16 protein-coding genes are annotated in these 15,359 nt (G+C 53.6%); 15 read left to right on the top strand and 1 reads right to left on the bottom strand.

The window, feature by feature from the left end:
- Positions 1-16 precede the first annotated feature (16 nt).
- The 6 genes from rlmD to H1D31_RS13035 all read left to right on the top strand — a co-directional run bounded on the left by rlmD (position 17) and on the right by H1D31_RS13035 (position 8,282).
- Positions 17-1,345, top strand: coding sequence for a 23S rRNA (uracil(1939)-C(5))-methyltransferase RlmD (gene rlmD / locus H1D31_RS13060; protein ID WP_261259271.1), 1,329 nt, complete (start codon positions 17-19; stop codon positions 1,343-1,345).
- Positions 1,346-1,381: 36 nt separating this feature from the next.
- Positions 1,382-3,577 carry a GTP diphosphokinase gene (gene relA, locus H1D31_RS13055; RefSeq protein WP_065954544.1) on the top strand — a complete coding sequence of 732 codons (2,196 nt, stop codon included), beginning with the start codon at positions 1,382-1,384 and terminating at the stop codon, positions 3,575-3,577.
- Between the two features lie 8 nt (positions 3,578-3,585).
- On the top strand, positions 3,586-4,374 hold the full coding sequence (mazG, locus tag H1D31_RS13050; RefSeq protein ID WP_261259270.1) for a nucleoside triphosphate pyrophosphohydrolase: 789 nt from the start codon (positions 3,586-3,588) through the stop codon (positions 4,372-4,374).
- Positions 4,375-4,573: 199 nt separating this feature from the next.
- Positions 4,574-6,211 (top strand): CTP synthase, encoded by a 1,638-nt coding sequence (locus tag H1D31_RS13045; protein WP_008984369.1) that lies wholly within the window; start codon positions 4,574-4,576, stop codon positions 6,209-6,211.
- Positions 6,212-6,271: 60 nt separating this feature from the next.
- Positions 6,272-7,564, top strand: coding sequence for a phosphopyruvate hydratase (gene eno, locus H1D31_RS13040; protein WP_261259268.1), 1,293 nt, complete (start codon positions 6,272-6,274; stop codon positions 7,562-7,564).
- A gap of 184 nt (positions 7,565-7,748) precedes the next feature.
- Complete coding sequence (locus tag H1D31_RS13035) at positions 7,749-8,282, top strand: hypothetical protein (protein WP_261259267.1); 534 nt, start codon at positions 7,749-7,751, stop codon at positions 8,280-8,282.
- Positions 8,283-8,295: 13 nt separating this feature from the next.
- On the opposite strand, the gene H1D31_RS13030 is transcribed toward H1D31_RS13035, so the two are convergent.
- Positions 8,296-8,817: a DUF1569 domain-containing protein gene (locus H1D31_RS13030; protein WP_261259266.1), complete on the bottom strand. Its 522-nt coding sequence runs from the start codon at positions 8,815-8,817 to the stop codon at positions 8,296-8,298.
- Positions 8,818-8,892: 75 nt separating this feature from the next.
- Between H1D31_RS13030 and H1D31_RS13025 the strand changes: the two genes are divergently transcribed.
- The 9 genes from H1D31_RS13025 (at position 8,893) to H1D31_RS12985 (ending at position 15,357) form a co-directional block, all read left to right on the top strand.
- Positions 8,893-9,774 (top strand): MaoC family dehydratase, encoded by an 882-nt coding sequence (locus H1D31_RS13025; RefSeq protein ID WP_065954539.1) that lies wholly within the window; start codon positions 8,893-8,895, stop codon positions 9,772-9,774.
- 45 nt (positions 9,775-9,819) lie between these two features.
- Positions 9,820-10,467 (top strand): hypothetical protein, encoded by a 648-nt coding sequence (locus H1D31_RS13020; RefSeq protein WP_261259265.1) that lies wholly within the window; start codon positions 9,820-9,822, stop codon positions 10,465-10,467.
- 65 nt (positions 10,468-10,532) lie between these two features.
- Positions 10,533-10,811 (top strand): cell division protein FtsB, encoded by a 279-nt coding sequence (gene ftsB, locus H1D31_RS13015; RefSeq protein WP_008607266.1) that lies wholly within the window; start codon positions 10,533-10,535, stop codon positions 10,809-10,811.
- Positions 10,811-11,503 (top strand): 2-C-methyl-D-erythritol 4-phosphate cytidylyltransferase, encoded by a 693-nt coding sequence (ispD, locus tag H1D31_RS13010; protein ID WP_261259264.1) that lies wholly within the window; start codon positions 10,811-10,813, stop codon positions 11,501-11,503. The genes ftsB and ispD overlap by 1 nt, the downstream gene beginning before the upstream one ends.
- Complete coding sequence (gene ispF, locus H1D31_RS13005) at positions 11,503-11,982, top strand: 2-C-methyl-D-erythritol 2,4-cyclodiphosphate synthase (RefSeq protein WP_008607268.1); 480 nt, start codon at positions 11,503-11,505, stop codon at positions 11,980-11,982. The genes ispD and ispF overlap by 1 nt, the downstream gene beginning before the upstream one ends.
- Positions 11,970-13,028, top strand: coding sequence for a tRNA pseudouridine(13) synthase TruD (gene truD / locus H1D31_RS13000; protein ID WP_261259263.1), 1,059 nt, complete (start codon positions 11,970-11,972; stop codon positions 13,026-13,028). The genes ispF and truD overlap by 13 nt, the downstream gene beginning before the upstream one ends.
- Positions 13,029-13,781 carry a 5'/3'-nucleotidase SurE gene (surE, locus tag H1D31_RS12995; RefSeq protein WP_261259261.1) on the top strand — a complete coding sequence of 251 codons (753 nt, stop codon included), beginning with the start codon at positions 13,029-13,031 and terminating at the stop codon, positions 13,779-13,781.
- A gap of 2 nt (positions 13,782-13,783) precedes the next feature.
- Positions 13,784-14,422, top strand: a complete 639-nt coding sequence (locus tag H1D31_RS12990; RefSeq protein WP_261259260.1) for a protein-L-isoaspartate(D-aspartate) O-methyltransferase — start codon at positions 13,784-13,786, stop codon at positions 14,420-14,422.
- A gap of 20 nt (positions 14,423-14,442) precedes the next feature.
- Complete coding sequence (locus tag H1D31_RS12985; RefSeq protein ID WP_261259259.1) at positions 14,443-15,357, top strand: DUF368 domain-containing protein; 915 nt, start codon at positions 14,443-14,445, stop codon at positions 15,355-15,357.
- The last annotated feature ends 2 nt before the right edge of the window (positions 15,358-15,359 follow it).

Here is a 15,359-nt window from a genome sequence, read left to right as displayed (position 1 = left end):
TATAAGACCCCACAAGATGGTAAGCCTGTATAAAGCCAAAGCCAAACCAAGCCGCCTTGGCCAGCAACTGAAATTACAGATTGATAGTCTGGACTACGAAGTGAACGGCATCAGCCGGTATCAGCAAAAAATTGCCTTTGTCAGTGGCGCCTTGCCGGGTGAACAGGTACTGGCGGCGGTGACTGAAGATAAAGCCGATTATTTAAAAGCCCGGACTCTGCAGGTGCTAAGCCCCAGTGCCGAGCGGGTCATGCCCTTTTGCCCCAGTTTCGGCCACTGTGGCGGCTGTCAGTTGCAGTATTTGGACGCGCAGCAGCAAGGTCAGTATAAACAACAGGGCGTCGATGCGCTGTTGCGACATCAGTTGGGGTTGGCATCTTTGCCCTGGCAGCCACTACTCAGTGCCGCTGACCGGCAGTATCGCCGTAAAGCGCGGATTGGGGTCTGGTTTGATAAAAAGCAGCGCCAACTGACAGTCGGCTTTCGCCAGGCCGGCAGCAAGCAGCTCGCTGCGGTAAGTCAGTGTGATGTGCTAGCCGCACCCTTGCAGCCGGTGTTTGCGGTGTTACAACAGCAGGTGCCCCGCTTAAACCGGCCGGAAAGCGTAACCCATGCTGAAGTGATTCTGGCCCGGGAGCAGCCGGTGGTGGTGCTGCGTCATATTGCAGCGCTGTCAGCGGCCGAGCAACAGAGGTTTGTTGCGGCCTGGCCACAGGCCCGTTGGTTCGGCGAGCCAGAGGCCGGTGTCTTTATCAGTTGGGATGGCAATAGCGCGCCGCTCAGCTATCAGCTGGAACCGCAGCAGATAACATTACAGTTTGCCGCCGATGATTTTATTCAGGTTAATGCCAGAGTGAATCAACTGATGGTCAGTCAGGCAGTAAGCTGGTTGGCACCGACTGCGGCAGATACGATTTTGGATCTGTATGCCGGGATGGGGAATTTCAGTCTGGCGCTGGCCCGGCAGGCTAAACTGGTGCATGGGGTAGAAGGTCTGTCCAAAATGGTGCAGCAGGCAGCAGACAATGCTGCGCTGAACGAGCTGGATAACGTGAAGTTCTGGCAGGCGGATTTACATTTACCCTGGGGCAAAACCGCCTGGAATCAACCGATCTATCAAAAAGTGCTGTTAGATCCGGCCCGCGCCGGTGCTGAGGGGGCGGTAAAACAACTGTTAGCACTCAAGCCGGCACAGATATTGTACGTCTCCTGTAACCCGGCCACCTTCGCCCGCGATGCGAAAGCGATGCTGGCAGCAGGCTATCAGTTGCAAAAACTGGCCGGGGTCGATATGTTTCCGCATACCGCGCATTTGGAACTTATGGCGTTGTTCAGTCGTCAATAGCCTGAGACTCGCCGGGGCACTAGCAGAGGAAAAAACATGGTCAGGGTACGTCAGTCACACAGTCATGGTTATCACGGTGGCGAAACCTTTGAATGGTTGTGTTCACTGGGGTTGACTGAGAAAAAGATTGAATCCTTGTTAGAAACCGCAACCTGGCTAAAACAGTTGCAGCTGGATGACGATAATCCACAAGTCCGTACCGGCTGGGATATGGTGGAAATTCTGGCTGAACTGCGAATGGATCAGGACTCGCTGGTCGCGGCGCTGCTGTTTCCGGTATTTGAAGCCAACCTGCTGGCCCTGCCAACCATTGAAGATCATGTCAGTCCGGCCGTGTCCGGTTTACTGACCTCAGTACAGCAAATGGCGGCGATCCGCACTATTCCGGTTAGCGTGCGTCAGAATAACGATGGTCAGCAAGCGGATACGCTGCGCCGGATGTTATTGGCGATGGTGGAGGATGTGCGGGCCGTAGTGATTAAACTGGCGGCCCAGATCTGTACTCTGCGTGAGGTCAAAAACGCCGATGAAGAAACCCGGGTACTGGCGGCAAAAGAAACCAATGCCATCTTTGCCCCTCTGGCGAACCGGCTGGGGATTGGCCAGTTAAAGTGGGAGCTGGAAGATCTGGCGTTCCGTTATCTGCATCCGCAAACCTATAAGCAAATCGCCAGCCTGCTGGAAGAGCGGCGCCTGGACCGCGAACAGTATATGCAGGACTTTGTGAGCAGCGTTCGGCAAAAAATGCTGGAGGCAAACCTGCAGGCCGAGGTCTATGGCCGGCCAAAGCATATTTTCAGTATCTGGAAAAAGATGCAGAAGAAGCAGCTGTCCTTTGATCAGCTATACGATATCCGGGCAGTGCGGATTGTTACCGAGCGGGTACAGGATTGTTATGCTGCACTGGGTTTAGTACATACCAGCTGGCGTCATCTGCCAAAGGAGTTTGACGACTATATTGCCACGCCAAAACAAAATGGCTATCAGTCGATCCATACGGTGGTATTAGGACCACAGGGCCGGCCGATTGAAATTCAGATCCGCACCCGGCAGATGCACGAAGATGCTGAGCTGGGCGTCGCGGCACACTGGCGTTATAAAGAGGGCGGCCCGGCCAGTAAAACCGCCGCTAATGATGAGAAAATTGGCTGGTTACGTAAGCTGTTGCAATGGCAGGAAGATTTGGCTGAAGGCACCGATCTGATTGAAGAGTTGCGTAATCAGGTGATTGAAGATCGGGTCTATGTGTTTACCCCCAAGGGTGACATTGTTGATTTGCCGATGGGGTCAACGCCGTTGGATTTTGCTTACTATATCCATTCCAATGTCGGGCATCGCTGTATTGGCGCCAAAATCTCCGGCCGTATCGTGCCCTTTACCTATCAGCTGAAAACCGGCGATCAGGTCGAAATTCTAACTGGCCGCGAACCGAATCCAAGCCGTGACTGGTTAAATCCGAATTTGGGCTATCTGAAATCCAGCCGTGCCCGCTCTAAGGTACAATACTGGTTCCGGTTACAGGATCGCGATAAAAATCTGGCAGCCGGCCGCGAACTGTTGGACGCCGAGTTATCACGGCTAAATCTGGTACTTGATCACCCAACCAAAGTAATTAATCGCTTTAATGTCAATAGCATGGACGAGTTACTTGTGGGCATTGGTGGCGGAGAGATCAAGGTCACCCAGGTGGTGCACTTTATTCAGAGTCAGCAGCCCAAGCATGAGTTGCCGGAAATTGATCCGCGCTTAAAAACCAAGCCGCTGTCACAAAACAAAGCCAAGAGTGATGTGATAGTGCAGGGCGTCGGTAACTTGCTGAGCCATATGGCCGGTTGCTGTCATCCGCTGCCGGGCGATGCCATTATCGGCTATATCACTCAGGGCCGCGGTATCGCCATTCACCGCGATGACTGTGAACAGTTTAAACTGCTGCAGGACGCCCAGCCTGAGCGGGTGGTTGAAGCCACCTGGGGCGATAAATATGCCTCCGGCTATGAGGTGGATATCCGGATCGTCGCGCATGACCGTAACGGCTTGTTGCGAGACATCACCAGCATCCTGGCGAATGAAAAAGCTAACGTCACCAAGATGAGCAGTAGCTCGGATATCAAAGAGCAAACGGCCGTCATCAATATGACGATGGAGCTGTATAATCTGGACTCGCTGAATAAACTGCTGAGTAAAATCAGTCAGATTGACGATGTTATTGAAGCCAAACGCTTTCATCATTAGGAATTTTTGTGGCAGCACCGATACAACGCTTACTGGATATTATGACCACCCTGCGCGACCCTGAGCGGGGCTGTCCGTGGGATCTAAAGCAAAACTACGCCAGCATTGTGCCCTACACCCTGGAAGAGGCCTACGAAGTGGCCGATGCCATTAACCGGCAAAGCTTTACTGAGCTAAAAGATGAATTGGGTGATTTGCTGTTTCAGGTGGTGTTTTATGCCCAGCTGGCCAAAGAAGATGGCCATTTTCAGTTTAATGATGTGGTTGACAGTATCAGCACTAAGCTGGAGCGCCGGCATCCACATGTATTTGCCAATGCTGCAGGCACTGTGAATGCCAATAGCGCCGAGCAGGCATTGCAGAATTGGGAAGCGCTGAAAAGTGCCGAGCGCCAGCAGCAGGGCCAGCACAGCGTGCTGGATAATATTCCGCAGAGTTTGCCGGCACTAAGCCGGGCCAATAAGCTACAAAAACGCTGTGCCAATGTTGGTTTTGATTGGCCGGATGTGCAGGGCTGCTGGGATAAAGTTAAAGAAGAGATCCTCGAAGTGGAGCAAACTGCCAGCGACAGCCCCGAACTGGCAGAAGAGTTGGGTGATCTCATGTTTGCGCTGGTCAATGTGGTGCGTAAACACAAGCTGGATCCGGAAGCGGTATTGCGTGCGGCCAATAGCAAATTTGAACGGCGCTTTCGCGCGGTAGAACAGGCGCTGGCAGCCGCGGGGAAAACGCCGGCCGACAGTGATCTGGCGGAGATGGACGCGCTGTGGCAACAGGTCAAACAAGGTCCCCGCTAATACGGTTCTTGGCGGCCGGCTTAGAATAAACCGCAAACTACAGCGCTTTTGATTGAGCGCTGCCTTGCCCTTTGCTATACTTTCCTCCCGTCCTGATACCAAACTCTCTTTACCTTAGCTGTACTGTTGCCAGTATTGGCATTACCGCTTTTGGCATGGTGATTTGGTCTAATTTTTCTTACTGTGTGTCTGGGGTCTTATGGCGACAAGATATATCTTCGTGACGGGTGGGGTAGTCTCATCTTTGGGTAAAGGCATAGCAGCAGCGTCGCTGGCGGCAATCTTAGAGGCCCGCGGCCTGAAGGTGACCATCCTGAAGCTGGACCCTTATATCAACGTTGACCCGGGCACCATGAGTCCTATTCAACACGGCGAAGTGTTCGTGACTGAAGATGGCGCCGAAACCGATCTGGATTTAGGCCACTACGAGCGCTTTATCCGTACCAAGATGAGTAAACTGAACAACTTTACTCAAGGCCGCATCTACGCCGATGTGCTGCGCCGTGAGCGTCGCGGTGACTATCTGGGTGCCACCATTCAGGTCATTCCACATATCACCAACGAAATTAAACACCGTGTGGTACAGGGAGCGGAAGGCTTTGATATTGCCATTGTCGAAATTGGTGGCACTGTCGGCGATATTGAATCCTTACCTTTCCTGGAAGCCATCCGGCAACTTGGCACCGAAGTCGGACGTGAGCGCACACTCTATATGCATCTGACGCTGGTGCCTTATCTGGGCACGGCCGGTGAGATCAAAACCAAGCCAACCCAACACTCGGTAAAAGAGCTGCGTTCAATTGGGATCCAGCCCGATATTCTGGTCTGCCGCTCTGACCGTGCTATTCCCAACAATGAAAAGGCCAAAATTGCGCTCTTTACCAATGTTGAAGAAAAAGCCGTTATTTCATTAAAAGACGTCTCCAGTATTTACCAGATCCCGGCGTTATTAAAGTCACAGAGCCTGGACGATCTGGTCTGCCGTCGCTTCCATATCGACGCCCCACAGGCTGATTTAGCCGAGTGGGAGCAGGTGCTGTATCAGGAGTCGAATCCAACCGGCGAAGTGACCATTGGTATGGTCGGTAAATACGTCGAGTTGCCGGATGCTTATAAGTCAGTAAATGAAGCCCTGGGCCACGCTGGTCTGAAAAACCGTTTAACGGTGAATATCAAATATATCGACTCGCAGGATGTCGAAAGCAAAGGCACCGCAGTGCTGGCGGGCCTGGACGGGATTCTGGTGCCGGGCGGTTTTGGTGAGCGCGGTGTGGAAGGTAAGATTTTAGCGGCGAAATACGCCCGCGAACAAAAGGTACCTTACCTGGGGATTTGTCTGGGCATGCAGGTCGCGCTGATTGAATATGCGCGCAATGTTGCCGGTATGCCGGGTGCACACTCGACCGAATTTAACAAAGCTACGCCTTATCCGGTGGTCGGTTTGATCACGGAATGGCGTGATGCCGATGGTTCAGTGGAAGTGCGCACAGATGAATCTGATCTGGGTGGGACTATGCGCCTGGGCAGTCAGAACTGTAATCTGAAAGACAAGACCAAGGCGCGTGAGATCTACGGTAAAGCTGTGATCCAGGAGCGGCACCGCCACCGCTACGAAGTGAATAACCATTTACGACCAAAATTAGAAGAAGCCGGGCTGGTGGTTTCGGGCTTATCAGCGGATAACCAGCTGGTTGAGATGATCGAAATTCCTACTCACCCCTGGTTTGTCGCCGGGCAATTCCACCCGGAATTTAACTCGACACCACGGGATGGCCACCCGCTGTTTCAGAGCTTTGTCGCTGCGGCGCATCAGTATCAGAAACAGCAACGCGTATAACGGATCTGAAGCCGTGCGGTAAGGCACGGCTTTTTAGTTTTTAACAGGGGACTTAAGACTATGTCAGCAATTGTCAAAATTATCGCCCGCGAGATTATGGATTCACGCGGCAATCCAACCGTTGAGGCCGATGTGTATCTGGCCAGTGGTGCTATGGGCCGCGGCTGCGCGCCTTCAGGTGCCTCGACCGGCTCACGTGAAGCGCTGGAGCTGCGTGATGGCGATAAAAGCCGTTATTTAGGCAAGGGTGTTACCAAAGCCGTGGCCAATATCAATGGTCCAATCCAGAGCGCGCTAATTGGCAAAGATGCTTATCAGCAAGCGGCTATTGATCAGCTGATGATCGACCTGGACGGTACCGAAAGCAAATCTAAGTTGGGTGCCAACGCTATTCTGGCAGTATCGCTGGCAGTTGCCCGTGCTGCAGCTGCTGATAAAAAGATTCCATTGTATCAGCACATTGCCGATCTGAACGGTACTCCTGGTGTCTACAGCATGCCAGTGCCGATGATGAATATTATCAATGGTGGCGAACATGCCGATAACAACGTTGATATTCAGGAGTTTATGGTGCAGCCGGTTGGTGCCAAAACTTTCGCGGAAGCTCTGCGGATGGGTGCGGAAATCTTCCACAGCCTGAAAAAAGAACTGCAAAAACGTGGCCTGAACACCGCAGTAGGTGATGAAGGTGGTTTTGCCCCGGATCTGAAATCAAACGAAGAAGCCCTGACCGTGATCGTGGAAGCGGTAAAAGCTGCGGGCTACGAAATGGATAAAGACGTGACGCTGGCGCTGGACTGTGCTGCCTCTGAATTCTATAAAGAGGGTAAGTATGTGCTGGGTGGCGAAGGGAAGAGTTTTGATTCCTATGGCTTTAACGACTTCCTGGCTGGTCTGACACAGCGCTTCCCGATCGTCTCAATTGAAGATGGTCTGGACGAGTCAGACTGGGATGGCTGGAAAGATTTGACTAACAAAATTGGTAGCAAGGTACAGCTGGTCGGCGATGACTTGTTTGTCACCAACACCAAGATCCTGACCCGCGGTATTGAGCAGGGTATTGGTAACTCCATTCTGATCAAGTTTAACCAAATCGGCTCGCTGACCGAAACGCTGGCAGCCATCAAGATGGCAAAAGATGCCGGCTTTACCGCGGTGATTTCACACCGTAGCGGTGAAACCGAGGATGCCTTTATCGCTGACCTAGCAGTGGGTACCGCCGCCGGTCAAATTAAAACCGGTTCACTGTGTCGCTCGGATCGGGTTGCTAAGTACAACCAGTTACTGCGGATTGAGCAGGAACTGGGTGCCAAAGCGCCATATAAAGGCCGTAGCGAAATTAAAGGCCAGTAAGGCAAAAAGGGCTGTCAATCGACAGCCCTTTTTTTATCACTGTTATGCCGACTACGCTAAGCCTGTGCTAGGCTAACGGAAGCTGAAATTCGAATCACCGCTGTCGTGGCGTAAGGGTTAGATTATGGATTTTGTGTTTTTGCACAGGTCTGCGCTTGTTTTTATCAGCAGTTTTGCATTATCGGTGTTTACGACACCTGTATTTGCGGTTCAGATCAGTGAAATAGACTTGTATCAGGTTAAGTTGCAGGGCGTGACTCTGGGGATGTCTACCCTGGAAGTCCAGAGCGTGCTGGCTCATCGTTACGGCGAGCAGGCTGAAGCGGCCGCGGATGTCAGGTTAGGTCTGCAATGCAGTAACAAAGTCTGCACGGCACGGCTGGCTTCAGCGACGCAGCAGGATATGCTGCAGGTACAGTTTAATCAGGCCGGCAAAGCCAATTGGATCCGGCTGGAAAGCCGCTATCAGGGGGGGAGTTCGCCTGAACAGTGTTTGCAACAAGCCGAGCAGCAGCTCACAGCGTTGCGGGCGCAATATACCGAGGAGCCGCAACAACGGCGCTTCCGGCCCAATACCGTCAGCATGCTGCTAAATAAACGCGGCCATCCGGATCCGGCGGATAACAGTCGCTATGGTTTCAGGGCGCAAATTAAGTGCGATCCGCTGGCCAAGGGCGAAGCGCAGAGTGAATTTGAGCTGCGCGATAGCAGCCTCTGAGCTGGCTGTCGCGCTAGCGGCTATGATAAATTTGTGCCAGATGACTATCCAGATGCAGATAATGCACGCTGTAATACTGGGCTTTGCTTAAACTGCCGTAAGCAAAGTGCGGCGCCATCTCACCCTGCCAGTTAATAAATTGCTGGATCTCATACATTAATTCGCGGATGGCCAGATCATTAGGTAACTCGGGCACCAGCTCAGGTGCACCGGGTATCACCTCGTCCAGCGGGTGATGCATTCGGCCTGACGCGGCGAATAAGTTTAACGCTAACTTGCCCGCGGTGTTTTGAAAAACCGCTGAGTAATGCTGCGGATAGCCACTAATGGAGTAGCGGATACTTTGTGCACAATGCTGCAAGATCTGGCTGGCATTCCAGCTGCCGGCACTGGTTAACTGCTCCGGGTTTAACGCGCGTAGCCGGGTTAGCATGTCCTGCAGTGAATAGGGGCGCAGGGTCGCAATAAATTTTGCCCCCAATACCAGCACTACTGGTGACCAGGCCGCAGTCGTTAAAAATTGACGTCTATTCATGCAAAGAGTGGTAAAAGCTATTCAGAACGCTAAACTAGCCTTTTCTGGTAACTGAGTCCAGTCTTAAGGCCGTTGATGTCTGGTGATCTTGTAAAGCTGAATACGGCTTCTGCCGCATTATATCGAAGTTATTTGCGTGCTCTGCTGCCGAAAAAGGCCCGGCCGGAGCAGGCGTTGCTGATGCCATCTTTACAGCTTAACGCGCCGCCGCTCGCCAGCTCGCTGCGGCAACTGCAGCAGTACCGGCAGCTCTGTGGTATCGCGGATGACGGCTTATTGCCGTTGTGCTGGCCAAATATTTTAAGTTTCCCATTACAGCTGGCACTGCTTAGCGCGCGGCAACTGCCGCTACCGGTGATGGGCTTACTACATCTGAGCAATCAGATCCGGCAGTTACAACCGATCCCAGAGCGCGCCGCACTCGCGTTTGAGGTGTGCCTGCTGCCACCACGTCAGGATCGCAAAGGCTTAATACTGCAGCTGCAAACCTCGGCTTATCTGGACGGGGTGTTATGCTGGCAACAACAGGCCGAGCATCTGTACCGGCTGGGGTCAACGCCGGCAACATCCGCGCCGCGAGCCGGGGCGCAGCCTGTTGTTCCTGTGGCGGCAGAGCCGTTGCCGCTGGCGCCGTTAACCCTGACGACGGCCGATAGCCGGCGTTATGCCAGGCTATCGGGCGATCTGAATCCTATCCACCTAAGCGGCTGGACAGGTCGTTGCTTCGGCTTACCGGCAGCCATCGCGCACGGTATGCATCTTAAAGCTGCCTGTCTGGCCCGACTCAGATCAGCGCAGTCACCCTGTCAGGTGCAGGTGCGTTTTCACAAACCGTTGTTGTTGCCCGGACAAGCGAGCATCCTGCAGTTGCCAGTAAGCGAGCACGGACAGCATTTTCAGCTACTGCAAAGGCAGCAGGATAAAGTTCTGCTCAGCGCTAGTATTTTACCGATTTAGGCTTTTACAAAAATTGAGCGATTGGCTAACATCGCAGGCATGAGTATGACACCTGAAGCTCAGCCGCATTTTTGGCAGGTAAGTCCGGATAACCAGACTTACACTGAACTTTGTAACGCTTTATATGAGCGTGAATTACTTCGCCTGTCACAAATTCCGGCCGCAGAACTGCCCAGCTTACCGAAAAGGTTAGCCAGCCTGCCTTTTTACATTCGTCGTGCGGCCAGTGCCATAGTACGCTACCAGCATGAACTGCAGCTGGATAGTCAGAATGCGTCCTGGTATGGCCGTCAGCTGAGTCAATGTCCGGCTAATAAACAACAGGCGGAGCCGATTGCCCGTTTTTATCAGAAAGCGGCCAAGCCAGGTTTAATAGTGCCAGTCTATGTTGAAGAGAAAACGCTGGAACATATTATGCTGGACAGTGTCGATGAGGTAGATGTGCAGCAGCAGCGCTTGCATTGTAATCAACACGGCTGGTTCAGTTTTAGTGGCATGCCACTGGAAGTGAGCAACAGTGACCGCTTTTTACTGAAGCCTGACAAAACGATGATGGCGGCAGCCTGCTGTGGCCATCAGTGGTTAAACCGGCGGAAAACGGAACCACGACTGCTCAGTTTGCGTGAGCTGTTACTTGCCAGCCGTTTAAACTGGCGCAACTTTGCCCGGCCACACACGGCACAGAGCAACTGAGATATCGCTTTGCACGCAAGCCGGCAGTCGGCATAATAGTGAAGGATTAAGCGAAGAACAAACGCATGCGAATTTTAATAGGTTTTTTATTGCTGGTGCTTGCCGCCTTACAATACCGGCTCTGGTTCGGCCAGCTGAGTATTACTGACTATTTACGCCAGCAAGAGGAAATCGCTACCCAACAAGCCAGTAACCAGGAGCTGATCAAACGCAACCGGATGTTGCTGGCAGATGTAAACGACTTGCGGCAGGGGCTGGAGGCGATTGAAGAGCGGGCCCGCAACGAATTGGGACTGATCGCTGCTGACGAAGTCTTCTTCCGGATAATCCCACAGGATCCTTAATGGCAGTACAGGCTTTTCCGGCGATTGCCGCAGTGATCCCGGCCGCTGGCGTCGGGCAGCGCATGCAGGCCGACAAACCGAAACAATATCTGCGCCTGCATGGCAAAACAGTGTTAGAACACAGCGTTCGGCCTTTGCTGGCGCTGGAGGCAGTAACCGCCTGTTATCTGGCACTAAGTGAGCAAGACCCCTATTTTGCCGCCACCGGTTTAACTGATCCGCGCATCGTGCGGGTCAATGGCGGCAGCGAACGGGTGCATTCGGTGTTCAATGCGTTGCAACAGATTGATGCTGCACGTTACCCCTGGGTGCTGGTGCATGACGCTGCCAGGCCTTTGGTCAGAGTCAGTGATATTCAACTGTTAATTGAGCGTTGTCTGGCAGCCGGACATGGCGGCATTCTGGCGACCCCGGTGCGTGATACCATGAAGCGTGGCCGGCAGCAAGTTGACTGCACGGTAGATCGGACCGATCTCTGGCATGCCCTGACACCGCAATTTTTCCCAACCGCCGCGCTGAGACAAGCTATTGCTGGCGCGCTGGCAGCAGGGGTAGCGGTGACCGATGAAGCCTCGGCGATGGAGTGGGCACAGCAACCGGTATTACTGGTGGAAGGCCATAGTGATAATCTGAAAATTACCCGGCCGGCAGATCTGCAACTGGCGGCCTTTTATCTGGAGCAACCTCGATAATGACAATCCGCATTGGCCACGGCTTTGATGTACATGCTTTTGGTGGGGAAGGCCCGGTCACCCTCGGGGGCGTACAAATTGATTATCCGCAAGGCCTGATTGCGCACTCGGACGGCGATGTTGTGTTACATGCCTTGTCCGATGCGCTGCTGGGGGCACTGGCGCTTGGCGATATTGGTCATCATTTTCCTGATACTGACGCGGCTTTCAAAGGTATCGATAGCCGGATCTTGTTGCGGCGAGTGTTTGCCGAGGTGCAACAACGGGGCTATCAGATCGGCAATCTCGATCTGACCGTGATGGCGCAGGCCCCGAAGCTGGCACCGCATGTGCACAGCATGCGTGCTTGTATTGCCGCCGATCTGCAGTGTGATATCAGTCAGGTCAATGTAAAGGCGACGACCACCGAAAAGTTAGGCTTTGTTGGCCGCAAAGAGGGGATCGCAGCGGAAGCGGTGGTGTTGTTGTGTCGTCAATAATGCTTACCAGCACAGAGCAGCCTTATCTGTATGCCAAACCGGCAGTGCGGGCGGTGATCCGCACTGAACCGGCTGACTTTCAGGTGGTAGAAGAGCTGAATTTTGAGCCCAGTGGCAGCGGCGAGCATCTGTTGCTGCAAATTGAGAAAACCGGCCAGAATACCCAGTTTATTGCCCGTGAGCTGGCACGGCTAACCGGTTTGCGGGTGCGGGATATCAGCTATGCCGGTTTAAAAGACCGCCATGCGGTGACCACGCAGTGGTTCTGTTTTAAGTGGCCGATCAAACAAGAGTTGGCCTGGCAAAGCTGGCAGCTGGAAGGCTCGCGGATCCTGCAGGTCGTGCGCCACTACCGGAAATTGCGGCTGGGTGCGTTAAAACGGAACCATTTTAGCCTTAGACTACGGCAGGTGAGCGATAGCGCTGGCCTGCTGGCACGATTGCCACTACTGGCAGAGGGCGTGCCGAACTATTATGGTGAGCAGCGCTTTGGTATTAACGGCGGTAACCTGGCCTTAGCCGAACGCTTATTTGGCGGCGAGAGTATTCCGGATCGGCAACTGCGAGGTCTGGCCTTGTCAGCCAGCCGGTCTTTTTTGTTTAACCAGGTGATTGCCGGGCGGATCCGGCGCGGTCACTTTGCCCGCTTACTACCGGGTGATGTGGTTCAGCTGGCGGGTTCGGGTTCAATCTTTGTGGTGGATCAGGTTACGCCAGAGCTGGAGCAGCGTTTGAGCGCACAGGATATTCATCTGACCGCGCCTTTGGTTGGCCTGGGTAAAGCCATGGTGACGGCAGAGGCCGCACTATTAGAGCAACAGCTGTTAGCGCCCTGGCACGCCTGGCAGCAAGCGCTGGAGCTGCTTAGAGTTCAGGCTGGCCGGCGCAGTATGCGAGTTATCCCCGAGCAGTTGCGGGCTAGCGTGGAACAGGATGCAGTGGTGCTGCAATTTGCGCTGCCCGCCGGTTGCTTTGCTACCAGTGTGCTCAGAGAATTGGTCGAATACCGGGATGCGGCACGCGATATCGCACAAATGGAGTCTTAAATGCGAATTTTACTAAGTAACGATGATGGCGTTTATGCCAAAGGGATCCAGGTGCTGCAACAGGCATTAATGCAGATCGCAGAGGTCACAACTGTTGGTCCGGATCGCAATTGTAGCGGCGCTTCCAACTCCCTGACCTTACTTAATCCGTTACGTACCCAGCAATTAGAGAATGGTTTTATTGCGGTAAATGGTACGCCAACTGATTGCGTGCACCTTGCCATCAGCCAGTTGCTGGACTTTACGCCGGATCTGGTGGTCGCTGGCATTAATCATGGTGCCAATCTTGGCGACGATGTGCTGTATTCCGGTACCGTGGCTGCGGCAACCGAAGGCCGGCATCTGGGTTTGCCGGCGATAGCCGTATCCTTAGCCGGACGGGATGAGCAACATTTTGCCACTGCTGCCCATGTCACGGTGCAGGTGATCCGGCAGTTGAAATCACATCCGTTACCGGCGGATCAGATCCTGAATATCAATGTACCGGCTATTCCACTTGCTGAGTTAAAAGGCATCCAGGTGACCCGGCTCGGCCGCCGGCATAAAGCGGAAACCATGACCAGCACTACGGATCCCTGGGGCCGAAAGATTTATTGGTATGGCTCGCTCGGGCCAGAGCTGGATGCCGGTGAGGGCACTGATTTTTATGCCATCGCCAATGGCTATGCGTCTATTACGCCACTGCATGTCGATATGTCGGCTTACAAGAGCATGGAAACCCTGGCTAACTGGCTGAATGGGATCAGGTTATAGTTATGGCGGTCGTAACTACCCGTAGTGCCCAGGTATTGGCGCAGAAGCTGCAGGCAGAGGGCATCAGTGATCCCAGCGTGCTGTCAGCGATTGCGCAAACACCGCGGCATTTATTTGTTGAGCCGGTGCTGGCGCACAAGGCGTATGAAAACACGGCGCTGCCGATAGGTCAGGGCCAGACCATCTCCCAGCCCTATATAGTGGCCCGGATGACCGAATTACTGCTACAAGGCGGCAGCAGTGGTAAGGTGCTGGAAATAGGTACCGGTTCTGGTTATCAGACGGCGATTTTGGCGCGGCTGTTCACTCATGTTTGTTCGGTGGAACGGATTAAGGCGCTGCAGTTTCAGGCCAAACGCCGCTTGCAGCAGCTGGACTTACATAATGTGTCGATGAAACATGGTGACGGCTGGCAAGGTTGGCTTAGTAAAAGTCCGTTCGATAGCATTATCGTCACCGCAGCGCCGGTTGAAGTGCCCCAGGCGTTATTGCAGCAACTCACCGATGGCGGACGTTTGGTGATCCCGGTCGGTAACGAGCAGCAGGTACTGAGAGTCTATCAGCGGCACGGCGACGAATTTCAAAGTCAGGATATTGAGACGGTGCGTTTTGTACCCTTAGTGCCTGGCGAATTAGCCTGACGGCAAGGATAAGTAAACAGATGCAGTATTTACAATGGCTGATTAAAGGTATGGCAATGGGCGCCGCCGACGTAGTGCCCGGTGTCTCAGGCGGCACCCTGGCCTTTATTTTAGGGATCTATGAGCGCTTATTGGCGGCAATCAGTGCGGTCAATCTGCGGGCGCTGCAATTGTTAGCCCGTGGCCAGCTCCGGGCGTGCTGGCAGCAGATTGATGGCACCTTTTTAGTCTGTGTCTTCGGCGGTGTCTTGCTAAGTATTTTCTCACTGGCATCGCTAATTAGCTGGCTGTTAGAGCACAGGCCGGTGCCGTTGTGGGCATTCTTTAACGGTTTGATCCTGGCGGCCTTGCCATTACTGTTGCGAGCCGTACGCTGGACCTTGAGCCGTAGCCTGTTATTTGTTGCCGGGATCGGCCTGGCGGTGCTGATTGGCAGCCTGGCGCCGGTACAGTTTAACCCGGCGGCCTGGATGTTTTTTGTCGCTGGCGCGGTGGCCATTTGTGCAATGATCCTGCCGGGCATTTCGGGTAGCTTTATTCTGCTGATTTCCGGCATGTATGCCCCGGTGCTACTGGCGGTGCGGGAGTTGCAACTGGCTATACTATTGCTGTTTTTGCTGGGCTGTATCAGTGGCTTGCTTGGCTTCTCCCGCTTTTTAAACTGGTTACTAAAACATTATCATGACGCCACCCTGGCACTGTTAACCGGTGTGGTAGTCGGGGCCATGTACCGGTTGTGGCCCTGGCAAAGTGCGACTAGCATGTATACGCCTGGCGGTTATGCCGCGACCTTCGGCCAGCATGACTTGCTATTGGCAACGGCTTGTTTTCTGGTAGCTATTCTCGTTATGCTGTTACTGCTTAACCTGGAAAAATTGCTGACGGGTGCTAAGACGGTCAGCACGGGCAACGCTGTTGAGCGCAGCAAGGAGTAACT

The organism is Alishewanella sp. BS5-314, from assembly GCF_025377695.1.
GTDB lineage: Bacteria > Pseudomonadota > Gammaproteobacteria > Enterobacterales > Alteromonadaceae > Alishewanella > Alishewanella aestuarii.
Note: the sequence above shows the minus strand (reverse complement) of the source record. Positions and strands in the feature narration are given on the sequence as shown.